The sequence below is a fragment of the Pseudoalteromonas sp. S3431 genome (assembly GCF_000690035.1).
Lineage (GTDB): Bacteria > Pseudomonadota > Gammaproteobacteria > Enterobacterales > Alteromonadaceae > Pseudoalteromonas > Pseudoalteromonas fuliginea.
This window is the reverse complement of record NZ_JJNY01000004.1, coordinates 24307-46880: the sequence shown is the minus strand read 5'-3', so window position 1 is coordinate 46880 and position 22574 is coordinate 24307. Positions and strand designations below refer to the sequence as shown.

Here is a 22574-nt window from a genome sequence, read left to right as displayed (position 1 = left end):
GCAATTTTAAGCACTTAGCTTACTTTAGCTAAGTGCTTTTTTTCGTGGTAAAAATCCAGTTACAAGCATCGTACCTATAATTACAAATAATGCGCCGAGTAACGTATTTGGCCCAATTTGCTCATCTAAAATTAAATGTCCCCAAAAAATGCCAAATAGTGGAATTAAAAACGTGACTGTTAACGCCGATGTAGGGCCTATATCGTCGATTAATTTAAAAAATAAAATATAAGCAAGTGCGGTACACACTACTCCTAATACGAGTACACCTAGCATAACGTTGGTGCTTGGTATTTCTCGTATTGGCATAAATAAGATAAGCGGTAATACCATAAAGCTTGAAGCCCACATTGAGCCATGGGCGTTATCAAATGGGGCCAGTTTAGGCGCATTTTTAGTGTAATGCGATGCAATGGCATAGCAAAGTGATGCGCTTAATGCTGCTACTATGGCTAAAATTGATTGGCTATTTAATACAAAATGATTTTGCCCAACAAGTATTGCAACACCAATCAAACCAAGCAGTAAACCAAGCACCATACTTTTTGTGGGCTTTGTTTTTGTCCATAAAATTCCAACTACAACACCCCATATTGGTGTTGTAGAATTTAAAATAGAGAGTGTGGATGCACTAATAGTTTGGGCTGCGTAAGCAAAAAATAAAAACGGCAGAGCAGAATTAAACGCGCCTATAATAAAAAAGTGTTTTTTATGCTGGATAAACGCTAAACGGCGTTTTAAATACAAAGCAACAATAAATAAAGTAATTGCAGCAAAGCCTACTCTAAACTCAATTAATACTGCAGGCCCCAAGCTGTTAGCTGCCATTCGCATAAATAAAAAAGAAGCGCCCCAAATAGCGGCCAAAAAAAACAATCGTAGTAAGCTTGCTAAAGTCATGATAGTACTTTAATTATACTGGTTAGCTTTTAGAGTAACAGGGTTTATAAATGGTGTAAGCCATATTCGGAACTGACACATAAAAATAATAAACCAAGGTTAATAAAGAAAAGTTAATTGTGAGAAATACGAAGAGACTGTAACTACCTATCCAATTGAGCATGCTAAATAAAGTTAACTTTCGGTTCGCTTCTTTTCAAAGTCGCTTTTAACTATTTCAAGTGCTTTTAGTACTTCTTCTGGAGCAACATCGTGTTGCTCTAATATCATAATTAAATCTACTGCAAGTTTAATATATGTTGGAGCTTGATCAAGTGGGTTGGTCATGGTGCTTTTTCTTTTTAGAAATTTGACTAATAGCCACATCAATCGCAGTTTGTACGCGTTCTTCCATATGTGTACGTTCGGCTTGTGGTAAGTAAAATGCCATGTCTACGTCATAGCGAATATATCTTGGTGGCAGTTGGTTTAGTACAGTACAGCAAAAGTCAGCCATTACATCTTCGTTGTATTGTCCATCAAGTTTTCTTTTAATTATTTCTTCTAGAACAATTTTTTCGTAAAAGTTGTGTATATCGTCATGTAATCGCATATTCCTATCACTCTTTGTTAATCCATTTAATTGAGTTTATACCAAGGCTTACTATAAATCGATAGCGGCTTTAAATAGTTGTTTATGTACATTAACTAATGAGGTTAAATTACGTTGATAACCACCGCCAAGGCTGCACATGAGTGGTATTTTCTGTTGTTTACAAAAATTGAGAACAAAAAAGTCACGTTTATATACGCCATTGAGCGATACATTTAATAACCCTAACTCATCTTTTTCGTAAATATCTGCGCCAGCATTATATAAAATAATATCGGGGTTATGAATACGCACGCAAAAATCGAGTGCTTGTTTTAATGTAGTGAGGTACTCAGCGTCGGTTGTTTTAGCGGGTAATGCAAAATCGTAAGTGGATTGCTGTTTATTACGAGGGAAATTTTGCTCACAATGAATTGAGCACGTAATAATTTGGTCATGATTTTGAGTGATTTGTGCTGTGCCATCGCCTTGGTGTACGTCGCAATCAAAAATTAAAACAGTGTCGGCTTGCTCTGTATTTATTAAATGTGCTGCTGCAATAGCTAGATCGTTAAAAATACAAAAACCGCTACCGTAATCACTGTATGCATGATGATAGCCACCACTTAAATTAGCCGAAAAACCATGTTTTAGCGCGTGTTCACTACTTTGGATGCTTGCCCCAACTGATAGTAATGTGCGCTTTACCAATTCATTTGAATAAGGAAAGCCCATTTTTTTTATGGCTTTATTGCTAAGCGTGCCGTTTAAAAAGTTATTTATATAAGTTTGATTATGGCACAGCGAAAGCTGAGCAGGCGTTGCTTTTATAGGTGAAGTAAAATTATTGGGAGTTAAGCCTAGTCCTTCAATTTCTGCTTTAAGCTTTTGGTATTTTTGTATTGGAAAACGATGGCGCTCAGGAAGCGTTAAAGCAGAATATAGCGGGTGGTAAAAAAGCTGCATTAGCGTAATTGTTGTTTTTCGACTTGTTGAATTTTATCTTCGGTGGCAGAAATTGCTTTTCTGCAGCGGCCTAATCGAGCGTGTGTGCTTAATATTTCAAGGTTAAGCTTTTGTGCTTTAGCAGGCGAGGCTTTATCCATTTGCATTTTTCGCTCTTCAATCATGAGCACTAAACGGCGTTCAAACTCATGGTTTTGTTTTAATTCGTCGTAAAGCTCATGCGACGATTGCATTATTTTTTGCACAGCTTGCTTGTAAACGGTTTGCTTAGGGCGAGGTTTATAATGGCTTTTATTTTCTTTAACCCAAATAGGCGTTGATTTAATAACGTTGAATACGGCTTGTACTTGAGCTGCAATACGTTCAAGTGCGTAGGTGTATGCATGACGATGTTCGCTTGGCGGTAACCTTGACACTTCGTCTTCTATTTCTATTACGTAATCGACTAGGTTCATGCTCTTTGTGCTAAAAACTGCGCGGTCAAACAAGCTAGGTTGTGCTTGCATGTAACGATTTTTAGAAAAAAGTTTAGCTTTATCAAATTGCTCAGCTTGTTGTTTTAGCGTTGCAACTTGTTGGCGTAGTTTATCTAAAGCTGTAGGGTGCATATTAAAAGTAAGCCTCGTAAATTAGTTTTAATGCTAAAAGTATAACCATAGTATTAAATACTGGGCGAATAAATTTGCTACCAAAACGGATTGCTGAATGCGCCCCAAGCCATGCGCCTAGCATAATAAAAAAGCCCATTGTTATGCCAAGTAAAAAGTTTACATGGCCGAGTGCAACAAAGGTGATGAGCGATATAAAGTTAGACACAAAGTTCATTGAACGCGCTAGGCCACAGTTGAGTAGCAGGTTCATTTTGTAAAGCATGCCATTGGAGGCTGTCCAAAAAGTACCCGTACCTGGGCCTGCTAAACCATCAAAAAAGCCTAATAATAAACCCTGTAACCACTGTTTTATTTTCATCGCTTTGTTTAGTTTAGGAAGTTTATTACCTTCGGTGGTACTTAAATTACCAAATAAACTATAAGCGGCAACCAAAATAATAATAATTGGAAGCAGTTTGTTTAAAAAGTCGATACTTAAATGATCAACAATAACAGTACCTATCAATGCACCTATTGCGGTAGCAATAATAGAGGCAGCCCAAAACTTAGGACTAAATAAGTTCTTTTTATAGTATGTATAGCTTGCCGTTAACGAGCCAAAACTTGCTGCTAGTTTATTGGTGCCTAATGTTAAATGTGGAGGCAAACCAGCAGTTAATAAAGCGGGTACAGTTAACATGCCACCGCCACCGGCGATAGCGTCTATAAAACCTGCGGCAAGTGCAACAGCACATAAAACAGCCCAGGTTGTTGGATCGAGTGCGAGTTCAAACATTAATAATCTATTTGTCTTTTAAAAGGTGGTAGGGTGTCGAGCATGGCTTTACCGTATCGCTTAGTAACTAAGCGCCTATCGAGAATAGTAATACAGCCTTCATCACTCTCTTTTCGCAGCAGTCTACCACAGCTTTGTACCAATTTCTTTGCGGCGTCTGGCACGGTAATCGTTAAAAACGGGTTACCACCTTTGCTTTGTACAAATTCTGCTTGCGCTTCTTCTATCGGCGAAGTAGGTACAGCAAACGGAATTTTAGTAATTATTAAGTTCTCTAAATATTTACCTGGTAAATCAAGACCTTCTGAAAGGCTTTGTGTTCCAAATAAAATACTGCCTTTGCCTTCGTCTACATTTTTGGTGTGTAATTTAAGTAACGCTTCTCGCGACATTTCACCTTGTACTAATAAGTTAAAACCTTTTGTTCTAAGAAACTTTGTTACGTGGTCCATTTGCCAGTAAGAAGCGAATAATACAAGGTTCGCTTTTTTATCATTTAGGTACTCTGGCAATGTTTTAGCTAAGTGGTCACTAAAGTCTTTATCGGTTGGCTCTACTTTAGATACAGGAATACGTAAAGTGGCTTGTTTTGGGTAATCAAAAGGAGAAGGTACTTTAATAAATTTAACGCCTTCTTCTTTAGCAAGCCCTGTTTCGTAAGCAAAGTGATCAAACGAGCCCAGTGCACTTAATGTAGCTGAGCACAAAACAGCGCCCGCGCATTCTCGCCACAATTTATCTTTTAAGTAGTAACCGACCTCGATAGGGCAGTCGCTTAATAAGTGGTCGTGATGGCTTTTATATTCAAGACGTTTTATCCACCGTGCATGGGGTGTACCTTCACCCTTTTTTGCGTAACTAAACCAAAGTTTGTTTAGTTGTTCTAACCGGTTTATGTATTGGCCACTTTCGCCTAGTATTGGGTCGGCAACGTAAGGTTTTATATCGCCGTCGCTTACATCTTGGGTAAGGGTGTCGTGCATTTTGTTTAAACAGCGCAGCGCATCTTGCGTGGCTTCGCTTATGTCTTTAGCTTTACTGTGCAGCGATTCTGGGATTTCACCGTGCTCAAAGCGGTAAGTATCGTCTTTTGAGTATTCAAAGTCGGCATTATCAAGAATATCGCGAACTACTTTTAAGTCTTTATTTGCATCGTTAATACTGTCGCAAAGTTTAAAGTTTTGCCCAATAGCTCTTTGCCCCACTAAGACCTTCGCCATTTTCCCGCTAAACTTAGTGAGCTTATCAAGCCATTCTATTGTACCTTTTATTGTGGCAGCAGCAGATGAAAAATCGCGTGTTATATGTGCTAAATGGTGCGCTTCATCAATAACGTAAATGGTGTTATCGGGTTCTGGTAAAATTTTACCGCCGCCTAAGTCTAAATCGGCAAGTAATAATGAGTGATTAATTACCAGTACGTCCATTTGCATTAATTGGTTACGAGCAAGCTGAAACGGACACGTTTGATGGGCCTTCATTTGGCGCTGACACGAATGTTTATCGCACGCTATTAAGTTCCACACTCTATCGGGTACAGTATCGGCCCAGCTGTCTCTATCGCCTTGCCACTTTTTATTCACATAGGCGTTATATAGCTCATTTAAACACTTGGTTTCCATTGCGCTCAATGGTGAAGTAAGCGATGGCATAAAATCCATTTGTGTTTGGCTATCGCCATTAACAGCATTGTGTAGTTTGTGAGCGCAAATATAACGATGACGACCTTTTACCAAATCAAATTTAAAGTCGAGGCCTGAATGCTTTTTAAAATACGGGAGCTCTTTTGCTATTAATTGTTCTTGCAGTGCAACGGTAGCAGTCGAAATAACCAGTTTCTTTTTTTGTGCCAAGGCCAGTGGTAATGCACCTAAACAATAGGCAAGAGACTTACCTGTACCGGTGCCTGCTTCAATAACACATATGCGTTGTTTTTTGTGATAGTCGCCTGCGAGTGTTTTTGCTATTTCGGCAACAAGGTAGTTTTGGCTACTTCGCGGGCGGTAATCAGTTAGGTTATTAGCCACATGCTGGTGTACTTGCCTAATTGTTTTTTTTAGTGAGTCAGAAAGCATGGGATGATTTACCTAAAGTATGTATATAATTACAGTGCTATGGATTTTAGAGTTATAAGAGTGTAACTACAAGCAGCTTGTTTACTAATTTAGCCTATTAAGCAGTGGAGTAAGATGATTTGCATATTTTTTCCAGTCAGTCAGCGCTTCTTTGTAAATGGGTTTACGTACTTGTTCTGAACTGGGAGTTAAAACAGGGCGTTGATTATTATAAAACTCATAACACGCTTGCTCTACTACTAAATCGCAATGTTCAAATAAATCATCAACCGTTTCAGTGAAGTTGTTTATTAAGCTTTCATAATTAACCGTATATATTTCGTCAGGATATACGGTATGCCAATGTGTCATTAGCTTATAATATTCATTCATGTAATGAGCTAAATCTTCCTGATCATAGCTATAACTATGGCCTTGTGAAAATGAGTGCTTATAAAGGCTCCATGCAGTTGCTTTTTTATCTCGTTGTACATCGATTATTTTTGCATTAGGAAATAAAGTTTTGATAAGAGCAATATGTTGAAAGTTGACTGGTTGTTTATCAATAAAGTAAGGCTTGTTATTGCGAAAAGGTTCAATGAATTTTAAATAGCGTTTGGCTAATTTTGCCAAGTGATCTTGTGTCAAACTATTTAGCTTATAAGGTACGTTGCTTTTTATCTGAAGGTTTTCTAATTCTACAGCAATAGAATTGATTTCTGATAATTCATAGCTAGCGTCAACATGGCTATGCGATGCCAGTATTTGCTCAATAAGTGTAGAGCCACTTCTAGGCAAGCTTACAATAAATATTAGCTGGGCTTCATTTTCGGTTGAGGAATGTACTGTATTGGCTACTTTTTTGGTTAGGTATTTTTTACAGCGCTCATTAAAGTCATTAGTAATGTAAGGGGTAAGTGACTTTTGTAAATCGTTACTTATTCTTAGCTGCAAAAAGGCATCTTCGTACCTGCTTTGTTGTTCATATGCTTTAGCTAAAGCAAAGTGAAGTTGTGCTCTATTTAATTTATTTGAGTCTATTGTTATCTGCTGTTCTAAATTAGCTATATTGAGCTGAGTGAAAGTATATGTTTTTAAGTTTGCTAAGTTCCAATAGGCTTCGCCGATATGAGGAGCTAGTTTTATTGTTTTGCAATAGTACGCAATAGCACTTTGGTTATTGCCAATTATCTTTTCTATGTTTCCAAGTCTTAAATTGCAATATGCTGGGTAATAATTTTTATTTAACAAAGATTGGTAATTTAGAGATGCATTTTTGAAGTCCATCATTTTTACATAGGCAGCAGCGAGTAGACTTTGGGATTGTGGTAGTAAAGTAACTAATTTGGTCGACCTATTATAAAAAGAGATTAGTTCTAAATATTGCTTTGTATTAAATAATGCTTCAATGTGCACATCATAAGCGGCTGATTTTGTGCTGTTTATATTTATATTATGAGAAGTAATAGCCAAATACGTTTTTAAGTCGTTTGCCTGAAAAGCTATTTTACTTAATAACACTAAAACACGGTATTCATTCGCTACAAGTTTGAGCAACTCATGGGCAATGTTTTCTGCTGGTTTTAATTCTTTGTTTAATAGATGCTGATTCGCTTTATCTAAACGTTGGTTAAACCAAGCAATCATCTCATATTGCTTATTGGCTTGTTGGTATTGCTCTTGCTCTTTTAACTGTCGATGTACTTGGGCTAATACTTGCCAAGCTTGATGGTGCTCTGGTGCAGTTTGAATTAAAGATAATATTATTTTTTTGGCTTGTTGAAGCTTGTTTTGTTGAAGTAGATTATTAGCGTGTTGGATAATTTCAGAAGGGCTCATTGAATGCTCATATTATTTTTTCTTAAGACTAACTTAGAAAGAAATAAAATATAACCTGCTTTACAAATTTTATTTTTGTCGTTTTTTATTACAAGGCTTATTTCATTAATGCACTTAGACTCGGGGTTTATTCTCTCTACAGAAACAGTTGATTCACCTTTGGGCGTAAGTTTTGTTATTTGGCTTTTAACTGAAAAAGGGCCATTAAAAACAATTAGCTTACCAGAGTCAGTTGTTTTTTTTATCAAGTTAAAGGATAAGGCGACGGTAGAAAAAGTACTGCGGCTCTCAGGTGTTTCTTTTGAAATTGTCCCTGTAGAACTAAAAAATTTCCAGCAAGGGAGCGTGGCTGGTTGCTACTTTAAATCACTTAAGCATTACTACAATGCGTTAAAAACTCTAAGCCCAGAGAGCATTGTGACATACGAAGATGACATACGGCCTATAGATCGCTTTTTAATGGAGCGATTTATTAAAGGCTCCACATGGGTGAGAGGAGATATTACACATAAAGACGGATATAGGCTGTTAACCAATTGCCAATTTAAAAATAACCCAGATGTAAATCCTAAGTTTAAAACAGTTTCTTTAGACATCGAATGCAATGGAGAAGGGGTATTATTCTCCATTGGTCTGGTCGGTCATGGCATTGATTGTGTATTAATGATTGGCAGTCCGATTAAATATGGTGATGCAATTGAAGTAATATGGTGTGTTGATGAAATCGATCTTTTACAAAAATTACAGCACTTTATAGCAAAAACAGATCCAGATCTTATTATTGGTTGGAACGTCATTGAGTTTGATTTTTCTGTTCTTCACTCCAGAGCTGAAACTCTAGGTATAGAATTGCGTCTTGGACGTAATAACGAAAAAATAAAATTACGAGTAGGCAATTATACTCGATTAACTATACCAGGAAGAGTTGTTATAGACGGTATAGACACGTTAAAAAATGCGACCTACCACTATGATAGCTTCAGCCTGTCAAATGTAGCTGCTAAGGAGCTTGGTGAGAAAAAGTTCATCAGTTCAAGTGACCAGCTAGCAGAAATTGAACGCCAATTTAATGATGATAAGTTATCCCTTGCGAAATACAATAGACAAGATTGCGTACTGGTGCTACGTATTTTTAACAAATTAAATTTACTTGATTTTGCTGTTGTTAGGAGTCAATTAACGGGGCTTGAACTTCATAGGATGGGAGGTTCAGTCGCTTCATTTGTTAACCTTTATCTGCCCTTACTTCACCGAGGTGGTTATGTAGCACCTAATTTAGGAGATCATGGCTTAAATTTTGATAGTCCTGGAGGGTATGTAATGTCTTCAAAACCGGGATTTTATAAAAATGTACTTGTGCTCGACTTTAAAAGCTTATATCCATCAATTATGCGTACTTTTTGTATAGATCCTCTTGGGTTAATTGAAGGGTTGCTCAATCCAAAAGATGCAATCCCAGGATATAATAATGCACTTTTTTCAAGACATAAAAATCATTTACCAGCCCTTATAAAAACTTTATCAATAACAAGGCAAGAAGCAAAAGATAGCCAAAAACCTATGTTATCGCAGGCTATAAAAATTATTATGAATAGCTTATATGGAGTGCTTGGTTCTCGGGGATGTCGTTTTTACGATCCACGTCTTTCAAGTTCAATCACACTACGTGGGCACGATATAATGCAAACCACAAAAAAATGGATAGAGGAGTGTGGGTACAATGTAATTTATGGCGATACAGATTCAATATTCATTACTTTGGATGACGGTTTGAATACGCTTCAATGCGATGAAATTGGTAAACAATTAGCTATTAATATCAATCAACAGTGGATACAAGAAATTAGTCAGAAGCACGACTTAGAGAGCTTTTTGGAGATTGAATTTGAAACCTTATACAGTCCTTTTTTTATGCCTACAATTAGGGGGAAAACGATGGGCTCTAAAAAACGATATGTAGGTCAAAAAATTAATAAAAATCACAATGAGCTAGTATTTAAAGGTGTTGAAGCAGTTCGAAGTGATTGGACTGAGTTCGCTCAAGAGTTTCAAGTAGAGTTGTTTGAAGCTTTGTTCAGTAGTGACTATAAAATAAGCCTTTTAGAGGAGTTAGTTAATTCTTACTCTAGGCGTTTACAAAATGGAGAATTTGACAATAAATTAATTTATAGAAAAAAATTAGGACAAAATTTAACTGAATATAAAAAGAATATTCCACCACATGTCCAAGCAGTTAAAAAATATAAAGCTCTGAACCCAAACTTTGAGGTTAAACGAGGGCAAGTTATAGAATATGTTTACACCTTTGATGGACCAGAGCTCAGTGATACAAATAAAAGACTGAATTATCCTTTGTATATAAGAAAACAATTAGACCCAATAGCCGAAATGATTTTTAGTGCTATGGAAGTGACGCTATCAAAGAGCACTCAAACCTCTCTCTTTTAAGTTACTGTAAGCTAAAAGTTAACCTTTGTGAATTCAATCCTCCCTTTTTATAATTGCTCCTAATGCAGTAATGGCGCTATTTAATAATGCCAATGTAAATTTTTTGACTCTAAATTGTAATTCTTTGGCTGTAAAAGCATTGCCAATTAACATTAGGTTAATTTTATGTTGACCACATTGTGTTGCTGGTATTATCATAGCGTATGATTACTATTTATTAACAAATGGTAATCAAGCAAAAAAATATAAAAAATATAAAGTATTCTGGGAGAATCAAATGTTAAATAATAAAGTTTCAAAGGCGGTTCGCTTAGCGATAGCTTTCGGTACGGCTTCAACAGCTGCGTTTTCAGCAAGTTCTTTTGCTGCTGATGAAGAAAAAGTTGATAAAGTTGAACGAATTGAAGTTACTGGTTCACGTATCAAGCGAACAGATATGGAAACAGCTAGCCCGGTACAAGTAACAACTGCAGAAGAAATTGCTGTTGCAGGTTTTACTCGTGTTGAAGACATGATGAATAGTTTGCCGCAACTAGAAGCGTCTAACACTTCTTTCCAATCAAATGGCGCTTCGGGCACTGCAACGCTTGATTTGCGTGGTATGGGCGCTCAGCGTACTCTTGTTCTTGTAAACGGTCGTCGTATGCAAGCTGGTGGTATCTACACACAATCAGCTGATATTAACCAAATTCCTGCTGCGCTAATTAAACGCGTAGATGTAATGACTGGTGGTGGTTCATCTACTTACGGTGCAGACGCTGTTGCTGGTGTTGTAAACTTTGTAATGAACGATCAGTTTGAGGGTTTTGAAGTTAATGTAGGTACAACTGCTTACCAACATAATAACGATAATGAATACATGCAAGGCCTAATGGATGATGCTGGCTTTGAGTATGAAGAAGGTAATACGGGTCTTGATGGCGCGTCATTTGATTTTGCAGCGACTCTAGGTGGTGCATTTGATAGTGGTAGGGGTCATGCAGTAGCTTACTTTACTTACAACAGACAAAATGAATTACGCCAAGGTGCACGTGATTACTCATCTTGTGCTCTAAATGCTGCTGGTACAGCTTGTGGTGGTTCAGGTAATGCTGTTAACCCTAACTTTTATATCTCAGCTCCTAACGCTGACGGTGTTGTAGATTTTGGTGAAGGCCAGTACGAATACTGGACTCTAGGTCAAGATAGCAGCTTCATTCCTTCAGTTGGTAATACATATAACTACGCGCCAATTAACCACTTTATGCGTCCTGATGAACGTCATACGTTAGGTATGTTTGCTAACTACGAAATCAATGATAGCTTCCGTCCGTTCATGGAAGCAATGTTTATGCGTAACCGCACTACAGCGCAGATTGCTGAGTCTGGTACGTTCTTTAATGATAATTACTCAATTGATTTTGATAGCCCATTATTAAATGATACACAACGTGCACAACTAACTGAGCGCTTTGGATTGACTTCTGGTGATCAGTTTGCAACTTATATTGGTAAGCGTAACGTTGAAGGTGGCCCTCGTGCAGACAGCCTTGAACATAACTCTTTCCGTTTAGTATTAGGTAGTAAAGGCGAAATTAACGACCTTTGGTCTTACGAAGCATTTGCTCAATACGGTTCAACTTCATCTTCTTCAGCATATGAAAATGATTTCTTTGGTCCGCGTATAATCACCGCTTTATCAGCAAATGGTGAAGATTGTAGCGCGACTTCTGGTTGTATTCCGTACGATGTTTTTCAGTTTGATGGTGTAACAGAAGAAGCTGCACAGTCACTTACTGGTACGGCAATTTTGAACGGTGTTACTGAGCAATTGATTGTAAGTGGTTTTGTTACTGGCGAATTCGACTTCGCACTTCCATCTTCAGAGTACCCTGTTGCTGCAGTATTTGGTGCAGAGTATCGTGAAGAAACATTCAGTAGAACAGCTGATGAAGTATATGCACAAGGTCTATTACTTGGCCAAGGTGGTACTACTAAGAGTTTAAATGGTGGTTATCAAGTACGTGAAGTGTTTGGTGAGCTTAGCCTACCAATCGTTGAAGATTTACCGTTAGTTGAAAGTTTGCTTGTTGAATTAGGCTACCGTTGGTCAGATTATAGCACTTCAGGTGCTGAGCCGACTTATAAAGTGGCAATGAACTGGGATGTAACAGGCGATTGGAAAATTCGTTCAAGCTACAACCGTGCAGTTCGTGCAGCAAACAATGGTGAGCTATTCGCTCAACAAAGCACTGGTTTATGGGCCGGTACTGATCCATGTGCTGGTACACCAAGCCTAACAGCTGCTGAGTGTGCAAATACAGGTGTTTCTGCAAGTCAGTACGGCAATGTAGGTAAGAGCCCTGCGGATCAATATAATGCTCTGTTTGGTGGTAATCCAGATTTATCTCCAGAAATCGCTGATACTATTACTTTAGGTGTTGTTGGTAACCCATTCGAAAACTTCAACTTCTCAATCGATTACTGGGATATTGAACTTGAAGACGCGATTGGTAATATTGACCCAGAAATTTTAGTTACACAATGTGGTAAAAGCGGCGCGGCTGTATTTTGTGATAACGTAGACCGTACACCTGGTAGTGGTAGCCTTTGGATAGGTTCTGGCCAAGTTGTTGCTACAAATACTAACTTAGGTAATATCCATTACGAAGGTATCGATTTAAGCGCAAACTACGATATGGAAATTGCTGAAGGTACATTAAAAACTAGTATCATTGGTACCTACATGTTAACTAAGGAATTTGATAATATTCCTGGTGTAAGTGAAGTATATGACTGTGTTGACTCATTAGATAACGGTTGTTTCCCTCAACCAGAATGGCGTCATGTTGTATCTGCTAGCTACGACACGGGCAGCTGGTGGAGAGCTACTGCTAAATGGCGTTTCTTCAGCGGTGTAAACGATTACACTGGTGCTGATACATTAGTACAAGACGACGGTATTAGCTCACAAAGCTATATTGACCTTAAAGGTACATTTACTATTAATGATTACACGTCTTTATTAGTAGGTGTTAACAACGTTATGGATAAAGAGGCACCTCTAGTTGGTGGTTCATTATCAACAAACGCAAATGCTATTGCTGGTTACTACGATTCGTTAGGTCGTTACTTCCATGCGAGCCTTTCATTAAAATTCTAATTTGAATTAATTAATGTATATTAAGCGAGCTTAGGCTCGCTTTTTTTATGGGGAAAAAATGAAATCGGTAAAAGAAAGTTTACTGTTTGCAATACAGCAATTGAATAGTGGAAAGATTGTGACAGGAAAAGCAACCCTAGAAGGTTTATGCGACAATCCTGAAGTTAATGAGCAAGCTTTAGCTGTATTGTTTAAAGTAGCTATGAATGAAGGAGATTTACTAAAAAGTAAGGAAGTTTGTAGAAGACTCATTTCAATAGCCCCCAAAAAATTCGATTATGTAAATACTCTTTGTCAGTTATATGCCGCCAGTAATGAATTCTCTTTAGCAATAGACTTACTTAAAAAATACACTGAAATAGTACCGGATAGCGCAATGTCGTATTTTCAATTGGGTGAAATGGCAAAAAAAGATGGCAAAGGTATTCTTGCAAGTACATCTTTCTTAGCAGCTATCGAGCTTGGTTACCACGACATATATACCGCTTATGTGGAGTTAGCATCCGTCTACTCTGAGCTTTTAATTGATTATGGGACTGCGACTAATTATTTACAGCAGGCAATTACAGTTGAACCAAATAAAATTAATGCCTATTTTAATCTTGCTAATATATATGAGCAGCTTGGTGATAAGCAAAACTGTTTAAAGAGCTTTAATCAGGTATTAAAGATAAATCCTTTATATGGTCTGGCGCATGCGAGAATTGCTGATATACAAACATTTAATAAAAAAGAAGCGTTAGAATACGAACTAAAAAGCCTATCTATTTTAGAAGCGACAGAAGATGATGTGTTAAAAGCTGATATGTATTATGCGCTTGGAAAAGCTTTTGACGATAGCAAAGATTATGAAAAATCATGGTCTTATTATACTAAAGCCAATAGTTTTAATCGAAAATATATCCCGCAATACAACAGGGTTGATATCGAACATCAAGTAAGTAACACACTAGCAAGAGAGCTTAGTAACGTAAAAAGTAAGACTGGCGATATTGTTCCAATTATTATTTGTGGCATGTTTAGGTCTGGTTCAACCTTAATAGAACAAATAATTTGCACTTCTGAGGTGATTAGCAATGGAGGAGAGATTGATTACTTGCATAAGCAACTATTCAATCTAATTGATAAGCCTAAAGTGCTGTCAAGCACGGTTAACTCAACATTATTTCAGCAAGGTTATGAGAAAGAATTAAAGTTAAGAGCGGAAAAAAGTAGTCTTGTTACTGATAAACGGCCTGAGAACTACTTATACATTGATATAATTAAAATGATGTACCCTGAAGCAAAAGTTATTTGGACACAGCGTGATATTAGAGATAACAGTTTATCAGCTTACTTTCAACATTTAGGCCCAAGTTTGAATTATGCGACCGCACTGAATGATACAGTGCACTATCATAAAGCGCAGCAGCGTGTTAAAGCACATTGGCTAAAAAAGTATCCTAATGATATTTTTACAGTCAATTATGATGAACTTGTTTCAAAGCCCGAGGGGGTATTATTGCCTCTGTTCGAATTTTTAGGCGTAAAATATCAAGGTGAAAGCGGTTTATTTCATCAACAAAAAAATATTGTAAGTACTGCTAGTGTTTGGCAGGTGAGAAAGCCTCTTTATACATCTTCATCGGGAAGATATAAAAATTTCAGTAGGTATATTAAAGAAAGCTTATCTATTTCTGATTTTGAAGAGTTTAATAATGTATTAGATTAATCACTGAGAGTATTCAGCACTCAATAGAGCGCTGAATACAATTTAATTATTTAGTGGGTAAGTCTTTTATTTTAACACTACTACTATTGATTTTTTTCTTGAGACGAAGCTTATTAATTTTGTCTAATACTGCAGGTGAAAAGCGAGATTGAGAGCTAACTTTAGAGGATAACATATCGCTTAGGAAGCTAAGGTTCATAGCGCCTGCACCAGGCACGTTACTATTGGCTGCTACGGCATTGAGTAAGGCCGCTTTGTTGGTGGCATTACCCTCACCAAATGAGCGCTCAGTGCCGTATATGTCGGTTACATTCCAGTCCTCAATAGCTAGAATTAATTCTTCCGAATCTTCTACTTGTGAGTTAATAGAAGAATTAGAATAGTTTAAAATATGCTTTAGTAGATCGTTCTCAAAGTCAGGAAATAAAACTTTTGCTTGATCATAAAAAATAGAAACGCTTAGACGATTTCTTTTAACTTGAACGCCTCGGTTGGAGTTTACAAACTCTTCAGCATTACCTGAAAGTTGTTTATATACCTTATCAGCTGTGTAAGCTTCGTTACGTAAATTCGGACTTCCGATTATCCCTTGATAGAAGCCATACATTACTATTTTCTTATTCCCAAATTTCTTAAAAACGATATCATGTTGAATATTATTAAGTGACAAGGTATGACCTGAAACATTTATAAATTTATCGTTTAGTATTGAGTTTTCACCTTCGAGTAATTTTTTTGCATTTCGAACTGGGTAATGTTCAATTAACTTTTCAATAATGGCTGTATTATATAAGTTTAGCCAATAAGCTAATTGCTCATCTAAGGTTAATGCGTTTAAAGGGACTTCTTCAGGTACTTTTTCTAGGCTTTGGCGAATTACTTTAAAACCTAGCTTAATATCCGATTTTACAACTTCTTCGAAATAAAAGCGGTTAGCCTCTAAAGCCGTATCTCTGTCTCTATTAGATCGTAACCTTGTGCCATTACCTACTATTGGTTTTAGAATAGTCCTATCAGATAAACCCATGTCAATAACGGTTAACTCTAGGAGTTGGTCTAGGTCTTCATAAGATATGCTTATATCCCTATTTAAGCCAAAATCTGAAAACTCTTCGGGTAAAGAGAATTCTTCAGCTTTCACTGGAATAAAAACAATAGCTATTATAAGTAGCAAGCATTTTATCATGATCAATCCTTTGTTTTTGTTTATTTTTATAGCACTAGTTTGAACTTCAATCAACTAGATTAACCAATTGGCATAATATCGCTAGGTATTGTTAAGCGAGGTCTATCGCTTTTAAGCTCATTTGTGCCATGCCAAATATAGCTAGGAAAAATGATAATTTGTCCACTTTCAGGGCATATCTCGCGATCTATTGATTCTCTTTTTCCTAGATCAAGACATGTTTCTCCTAACTTTAACCAGCCATTTTTAAGTGGATCATTTTTACTCATTTCATCAGGTATAGAAATATAGCCGGGTGCTGACAACCAACCGTGAGGATGAATATGATTGGCATGATATCCTCCATTTTCTAGTTTTACTGACCAGCTGCCTTTGGCAGTAAAGTTTAGGCTATTTCTTGCCGTTAATGGGTGCATACTATCTGCTGGTAAATCATTTAAGTAAGTAGATATACATGACTCCATTGACTGCTTAAATAATGAGAGTAACGTATTTGAGCGATAGAGTAAGTGTCCTTCAGTTTGACTTCCTCTTCGAACACTTTGATCAAGCGGGTCTTGTTCTTTAGTGTGTAAAGTAAGTAATAGTTCCTTGAGTTCCTTCCCAAAAGAGTCAAACGACTTGTAGCCTTTAGGCGTAGGTAGAGCCATTGTTTTAACAAACATATCGTAATTAGTTAACCAATGATATTTATCGTCTTTAGCTAAGCGCCAAGCTGTGGATAAATAAGCCCAGATTTCTTGATTAAAAGGGTTGTGTTTAACTGCAGTGTTTAAGTGCAATATTGCTTTTTTATATTCAAAATTTTCAATACAGTAGTTTGCCAAATCTACACTATATCTTGCTGATTGGGGAGCCTGTGATACAAGCTCATCTAATATAATGAATGCTTTATCACTTTGCCCATGCTTACCTAAAATGATGCCATGAGCATGTTTTATGTCTAAGTTATCAGGGAAGAGCCTAATTGCTTGTGAAGATACATCAAGGGCTTGATTAAAATCTTTAAAATGTAAAAGCTGAGCTAGTTGTGATTGAACTAGTTGTGGGTTTTTAGCATGATTTAAGAATGTACTATTGTAGGAGCTCATAAGGGCTGATTTGTTTGCACGATCCCAGTATAATTTATTTAAACACTCATGCGCAGGTATGTAGTTAGGAGCCTGTTCAAGACATCGTTTTAAATACTGCTCACAGAGCTCAAACTTTAGTAAATCATAGTAAGTACAGCCAATCAAAAAGTTAACCTCAGGGCTATACTTGTTCTGCTTATCGCTTAGCATTAAAAATATATCTAAAGCATTGTCGAATTTACCCATATTGCGAAAATTACAAGCACGTTTATATTTAAATAAAAATTGATTTTTTAAATCGGCAGGTAAAGAGAGGTAATAGCTTTCAACTAATTCTAAGTCACCCAAACGTTCTAGTAATTCAAGCTTTAACCAGTGATATCTCTCTTTTAAGGTTTCATCAGATATGGTTTTAGAAAGTTCCTTTTTTGCTTGTAACAACTGGTTGGTTTTGATCAAGCTTTCTATAAAATTCAGAGATACCTTTTTGCTTAATGCCAAATACCTTGTGTTTTTTAAAAAGTTTAAACATAACGAATGTTTAGCAGTTCTGCACAGCAAGTTTGTATAGTTTTCAATTAGAGGGAGGGATGAAGGAAACTTATTTACTGCGTAAGAATATGTTTGTTCGGCATTTTCATTTTGGTTAAGTGCGCTATATGTAGCGGCAAGTAAAATATACCAATCGACAGTTTTAATATCACATTTGTTTAAAAAAAGAATAGCTTGGTTATATTGGCGTGAATTATAAGCAGCGAGCGCAGAGTTAAGAAAGTTAGACATAAAACACCCTATTTTTCGTACCATGTTAACAGGGTGTTTTTTAAAGTTAAATAATAAAATTTATTAAAGGTCTTTTATTTTTACAGAGCCACTATTATCAGTTTCTTTTAGCTTGAGAGCTCTAATTTTTTCGAGCATTTCTGGAGAAAAGCGGCCAAAGTCCATCGTTTTCTCCGAAATAGAATTAGATAAAAAGCTTATGTTAACAGCACCTAGTCCTGAACCTGCGCCATCAGCTCCTATTGGTTTTGATGAGTTATTTGCAACAGCATTGAGCATGGCGGCAGGATTTGTTGACGCTGCGCCACCAAACTTTCGCTCTGTGCCATAAATATCAGTGATTCTCCAATCTTCAATACCTATTTTAAAGCTCTTAGCATATTTTATATCAGAGCTCATTGGCGGGTTTGCATAGTCTTTTAGGTGCTCTCGTAAATCTTTCTCGAAGTTTTCGAATAATGGTTTAACTTGCTCATAGTACTTAGAGGCATAAAGGCGATTTTTGCGCTTGATACTAGTTCCTCTATTTGAATTGACGAATTCTTCAGCGTTTTCAACTAATTGATGATAAACCTTGTTTCCTTTATATGCTTCGGCACGAATATTAGGACTTCCTATATTTCCTTGATAAAACCCATACATAACTATTGGTTTTTTTATACCAAACTTTTTAAAAACAATATTTTGTTGTATGTCGTTTAAAGAAAGTTTATGGCCAGCAACATTTAAAAACTCATCCTCTAAAATTGAATTGCTGCCAAAGAGTAAATCTTCTGTATCGCGAATAGGATAGTGTGTGATTAGTTTTTCTAACATGGCTGTATTGTAAAGGTTTAACCAATAAGCAAGTTGTTCATCAAGGCTGAGTTCGTTAAGTGAGATTTCATTTGGCAGACTTTCTAGGCTAACTCTGATCTTATAAAAACCGTCTTTAATCTCTGATTTTGTTACTTCTTCAAAGAAGAAACGATTTGCTTCTAATGCTGTGTCGTTATTTTTATGCGACTTCATTCTTGTACCGATGGAGGCTTGAGAATTTAGTTTGGAACGATCTGATGCTCCAGTATCGATTACAGTAAAACTTAGAAGAGTATCTAGGTCATCATATGAGACAGTAATATCTCTATTTAAACTAAAATCTGAAAATTCTTTCGGAAGCTCTTTTAAGTCAGCGAAAGCTGAACAAGAGGCAAGAAGTATAAATATAAATGCGGAGTAGGTTTTCATAGCAATTCCTTTGTTTGTTAGGAACACCATAATCTACAAATGTTAATTCACTTTCAAGTACTGTTTACATTTAATTTCATTTTATTAGCATTGACCATAAAGTGGAATATTGCACTTTGGTTAATGGTGATTATATGGCAACGTGTTATTTTTTTGTTGCTTTAATTTATTGTAAATAAAGGTGTTTTTTTGGTTAGCCAAGTGTTGACCTTTTGGTTCGATTCGGACTACTATTCAAATCGAAATAGGTACTGTGATTAATCGCAGGTCGTTTCGAAAACAAAATAATTAAAATAGTATTCTAGGGAGAATCAAATGTTAAATAATCAAGTAACAAAAGCTGTTCGCTTAGCGATTGCTTTTGGTGCAGCATCAACAGCTGCATTTTCAGCAAGTTCGATTGCAGCTGAAGAGGGTGTAAAAAAAGTAGAACGTATTCAAGTTACTGGTTCACGAATCACTCGAACAGACATTGAAGGAGCCTCGCCTGTAATAACAATTACAAACGAGCAGATGACAAATTTAGGTTTTCATAATGTACAGGATGTTCTTGAAAATATTACATCGGTTACAGGCGCACTTACTACACAAAGCATACATGGTTTCACTCCAGCGGCTTCTTCTGTAAGTTTACGTAATGCTGGCTCAAATAGAACTTTAACCCTCGTTAATGGTAAACGTTTAGTACAATACCCAAAAGCATCGGGCGGTACTTCTACTTTCCAAAATACTGGTAATTTACCAACTGAAGCAGTTGCACGTATTGATATTCTAACTGCTGGTGCTTCTGCTATCTACGGTGCAGACGCTGTTGGTGGTGTTATTAACATCATACTAAAAAATAACTTCGAAGGTGTTGCAGCTAAAGTTAAGTCAACTGGTTATACCGAAGGCGGTGGTTCAACTAACCAATTTTCTTTTTCTGCAGGCGCCAGCTCTGATAAAATGAACATATCGTTATTTTTAGAATATGAAGATAGCAAAGTTATAAAAGCAACCGATCGTGAGGAGTTTGGTGTTCACACAGATAAGGTTGCATCAACAGAGCGTTCAAATTATAGCTCTTACGGTGCAAGAATTGCTGGTCCTTTCAATTACACTTTACCAAAAGATGAATGTAATACGAATGGATTCTTCTTTGATGATGCAAATGCCCGTTGTGGTTTTGATCGCTCATCAATGCGTGATATCAAACCAGAAACAACGAAAGCCATAGCTCTTACTACATTTAACTACCAATTAAGTGACGAACATGAGTTATATGGTCGTGTTCAGTATAGCCGTGGTACTTCAGAACGCAGTATTGAGGCGATGGGAATCGATGATGTACAAGTAACGGTTGCAGGCGATAAAGCAACTCTGAAACTTGATTCAGATGAAAAAACATTTAACAAATCAACCTTTTGGGGCGGCCAGTTTGCGTCTTCTGATTTTGTAGATGGTGATTACACAGTTATACGTAGATTGCATGAATTTGGTCCTCGTGGAAACGAAACAACATCAGTAGAGCATGGCTTTAATCTTGGTCTACAAGGTGAATTAACTGGCGATATTTCTTACCAACTTGAATGGGCATTCAATAATGCCACGGTTGATGTATTATCTGAAACTTATGCAACTAGAAAGGGAATGTTTGAATTTTTATCTGCGGGTGCTAATGGCTTTAACTTATTAAAACCATTTTCTGATGCAGACGTAGAGTCTGTTGCTTATGTTCCGTTTGAAAAGAACAAATCGTCTCAAAATAACTTTTCATTTAATCTATCAGGTTCAGCAATGGATCTTCCAGCAGGTACATTAGACTACTCTGCAGGTATTGAATACACGAAACAAACCTTCGCTACTAATTCTGATACAGAAAGTAAAAAAGGTGCGATTTTGACAACCGGTGGTTCTTCTGGCGCAGGTGCGCGTGATTTCACTTCTTTATATACTGAGATGCGTGCTGATGTTACAGAAACATTAGTTCTTAATGCAGCTTTGCGTTTTGATGATTATAGTGATTTTGGAAGCAACCTTACACCTCAAGTTAGCCTTGAATATAGACCTAATGATGAGCTATTAGTTCGTGCTACATATGCTGATGTATTCCGTGCACCAGATATGCAACGAGTTTACGGTGACCCATCTAATGGTTTTGCTACAGTTATTGACTTTAAACGTTGTGAAGAGCTAGGTGGTGTACCTGGTACAGAGCTTGCTGGCTTTACAGAATGTCATGAACACCACATAGATTCTATTACTGGTGGTAATAAGGACCTTAAAGCTGAAACAGGCTACAGTGTTAACCTAGGTGTTGTTTATGGTACAGAAGCTTTCGATGCAACTATTGATGTATGGAAGTGGGAACTGGACGATATGGTGGACTCTGTTAGCTCTACTCGTATTGCTGAAGAGTATCAAACTTATGGTAATAATATTACCCGTGATGCAAATGGTTCTATCACATTGATAAATGCTACGGCTCAAAATCTTTCATTCTCAACAGTATCTGGAGTCGATTTTGATACAGGTTATCGTTTTGATATGAATGATTTAGGTATGATACGCGTAGGTTTACGTGGTACTTATTTACTTAAATCTGAATCAAAACTTGATGCGACTTCGCCTGTAAGAGATGAATTAAATGATTTCGGACTATTACCTGAGCTGAAATTAAATACTTCTATTGTATGGAATATGGAAGACATAAAAGTAAGTATATTTGGTCGCTATACCGACGGTGTTGGTGGGACTAATTATAATAGCTTAAAAGATTCCACGAATAATGCTGTAAATGGTGGAGACATTACTGTTGCATCTCATCTTGTATGGAACGCATCAGTAAAGTATAACTATAACGAGAACTTTGATATTTTAGTTGGTTCATCAAACATATTCAATAAAGGCCCTAATGGAGATCCATCGGATGCTTCATGGCCGCATTACCCAAGAGAATTGTATAATGCTAATGGACGTTCAGTTTACGCTCAATTTGATTTCAGATTTTAATTTGAAATAGATAATTTAGAGATAAATTAATATTGAAAGAGGCTAAAAAATTATATTTTTTAGCCTCTTTTTTAATGGCTCAATTTTACTATCCAATATGGTTAGATTATATCTATGGTATGCAGGTAAGATTTTATGCTTGTTTGTTGCATATTAATAATTTTATTTATTACTTTATGAATTGAAGTTTAAATGTCATAGAAGTAATTTACCAAAACCCTATTATTAAAAGCCCTAGATTCAAATTGTAAGTGCATAACTTGTTTTGACTAGATTAAGTGGTCAGTTGCTCATAAG

The 22574-nt window shown here is 36.6% G+C and carries 15 protein-coding genes; 4 read left to right on the top strand and 11 right to left on the bottom strand.

The genetic code is table 11. The annotated features are described in order from the left end of the window. Window positions 1-24: 24 nt before the first annotated feature. The 8 genes from DO88_RS16930 to DO88_RS16960 form a co-directional block, all read right to left on the bottom strand. A complete protein-coding gene (locus tag DO88_RS16930; protein WP_008138520.1) occupies window positions 25-900 on the bottom strand; it encodes a DMT family transporter in 876 nt (291 codons plus the stop codon). Between the two features lie 174 nt (window positions 901-1074). Further along, the gene (locus DO88_RS18640; protein WP_007378179.1) at window positions 1075-1227 is read right to left on the bottom strand and encodes a DUF2496 domain-containing protein; all 153 of its coding nucleotides are present in this window, start codon (window positions 1225-1227) and stop codon (window positions 1075-1077) included. After that, entirely contained in the window at window positions 1211-1492 is a 282-nt protein-coding gene (locus tag DO88_RS16935; RefSeq protein ID WP_008138519.1) for a late competence development ComFB family protein, read from the bottom strand. Before DO88_RS16935 ends, DO88_RS18640 begins: the two co-directional genes overlap by 17 nt. 51 nt (window positions 1493-1543) lie before the next feature. Further along, window positions 1544-2437, bottom strand: coding sequence for a histone deacetylase family protein (locus DO88_RS16940; RefSeq protein WP_033037849.1), 894 nt, complete (start codon window positions 2435-2437; stop codon window positions 1544-1546). Continuing rightward, complete coding sequence (locus DO88_RS16945) at window positions 2437-3045, bottom strand: primosomal replication protein (RefSeq protein WP_008138518.1); 609 nt, start codon at window positions 3043-3045, stop codon at window positions 2437-2439. The genes DO88_RS16940 and DO88_RS16945 overlap by 1 nt, the downstream gene beginning before the upstream one ends. Window position 3046: 1 nt before the next feature. Continuing rightward, window positions 3047-3823 carry a sulfite exporter TauE/SafE family protein gene (locus tag DO88_RS16950; protein WP_033037848.1) on the bottom strand — a complete coding sequence of 259 codons (777 nt, stop codon included), beginning with the start codon at window positions 3821-3823 and terminating at the stop codon, window positions 3047-3049. Then, window positions 3823-5898: an ATP-dependent DNA helicase DinG gene (gene dinG / locus DO88_RS16955; RefSeq protein WP_033037847.1), complete on the bottom strand. Its 2076-nt coding sequence runs from the start codon at window positions 5896-5898 to the stop codon at window positions 3823-3825. Before dinG ends, DO88_RS16950 begins: the two co-directional genes overlap by 1 nt. Before the next feature lie 84 nt (window positions 5899-5982). Continuing rightward, window positions 5983-7716, bottom strand: coding sequence for a tetratricopeptide repeat-containing sulfotransferase family protein (locus DO88_RS16960; RefSeq protein ID WP_033037846.1), 1734 nt, complete (start codon window positions 7714-7716; stop codon window positions 5983-5985). A 108-nt stretch (window positions 7717-7824) separates the two neighbouring features. Between DO88_RS16960 and DO88_RS16965 the strand changes: the two genes are divergently transcribed. The 3 genes from DO88_RS16965 to DO88_RS16975 all read left to right on the top strand — a co-directional run bounded on the left by DO88_RS16965 (window position 7825) and on the right by DO88_RS16975 (window position 15017). Then, window positions 7825-10164, top strand: coding sequence for a DNA polymerase II (locus DO88_RS16965; RefSeq protein WP_033037845.1), 2340 nt, complete (start codon window positions 7825-7827; stop codon window positions 10162-10164). A gap of 277 nt (window positions 10165-10441) precedes the next feature. Then, on the top strand, window positions 10442-13306 hold the full coding sequence (locus DO88_RS16970) for a TonB-dependent receptor domain-containing protein (RefSeq protein ID WP_033037844.1): 2865 nt from the start codon (window positions 10442-10444) through the stop codon (window positions 13304-13306). A 58-nt stretch (window positions 13307-13364) separates the two neighbouring features. After that, window positions 13365-15017: a tetratricopeptide repeat-containing sulfotransferase family protein gene (locus DO88_RS16975; RefSeq protein WP_033037843.1), complete on the top strand. Its 1653-nt coding sequence runs from the start codon at window positions 13365-13367 to the stop codon at window positions 15015-15017. Between the two features lie 46 nt (window positions 15018-15063). Here DO88_RS16975 and DO88_RS18525 read toward each other — a convergent pair whose 3' ends face one another. The 3 genes from DO88_RS18525 to DO88_RS16985 all read right to left on the bottom strand — a co-directional run bounded on the left by DO88_RS18525 (window position 15064) and on the right by DO88_RS16985 (window position 19286). Then, window positions 15064-16257 (bottom strand): DUF547 domain-containing protein, encoded by a 1194-nt coding sequence (locus DO88_RS18525; protein WP_157600353.1) that lies wholly within the window; start codon window positions 16255-16257, stop codon window positions 15064-15066. A 5-nt stretch (window positions 16258-16262) separates the two neighbouring features. Next, window positions 16263-18059 (bottom strand): 2OG-Fe(II) oxygenase family protein, encoded by a 1797-nt coding sequence (locus tag DO88_RS16980; protein ID WP_033037842.1) that lies wholly within the window; start codon window positions 18057-18059, stop codon window positions 16263-16265. A 63-nt stretch (window positions 18060-18122) separates the two neighbouring features. Next, window positions 18123-19286 carry a DUF547 domain-containing protein gene (locus DO88_RS16985; RefSeq protein WP_033037841.1) on the bottom strand — a complete coding sequence of 388 codons (1164 nt, stop codon included), beginning with the start codon at window positions 19284-19286 and terminating at the stop codon, window positions 18123-18125. A gap of 315 nt (window positions 19287-19601) precedes the next feature. Here DO88_RS16985 and DO88_RS16990 point away from each other — a divergent pair, with 315 nt between their 5' ends. Continuing rightward, complete coding sequence (locus DO88_RS16990; protein WP_033037840.1) at window positions 19602-22277, top strand: TonB-dependent receptor plug domain-containing protein; 2676 nt, start codon at window positions 19602-19604, stop codon at window positions 22275-22277. Window positions 22278-22574: the final 297 nt, after the last annotated feature.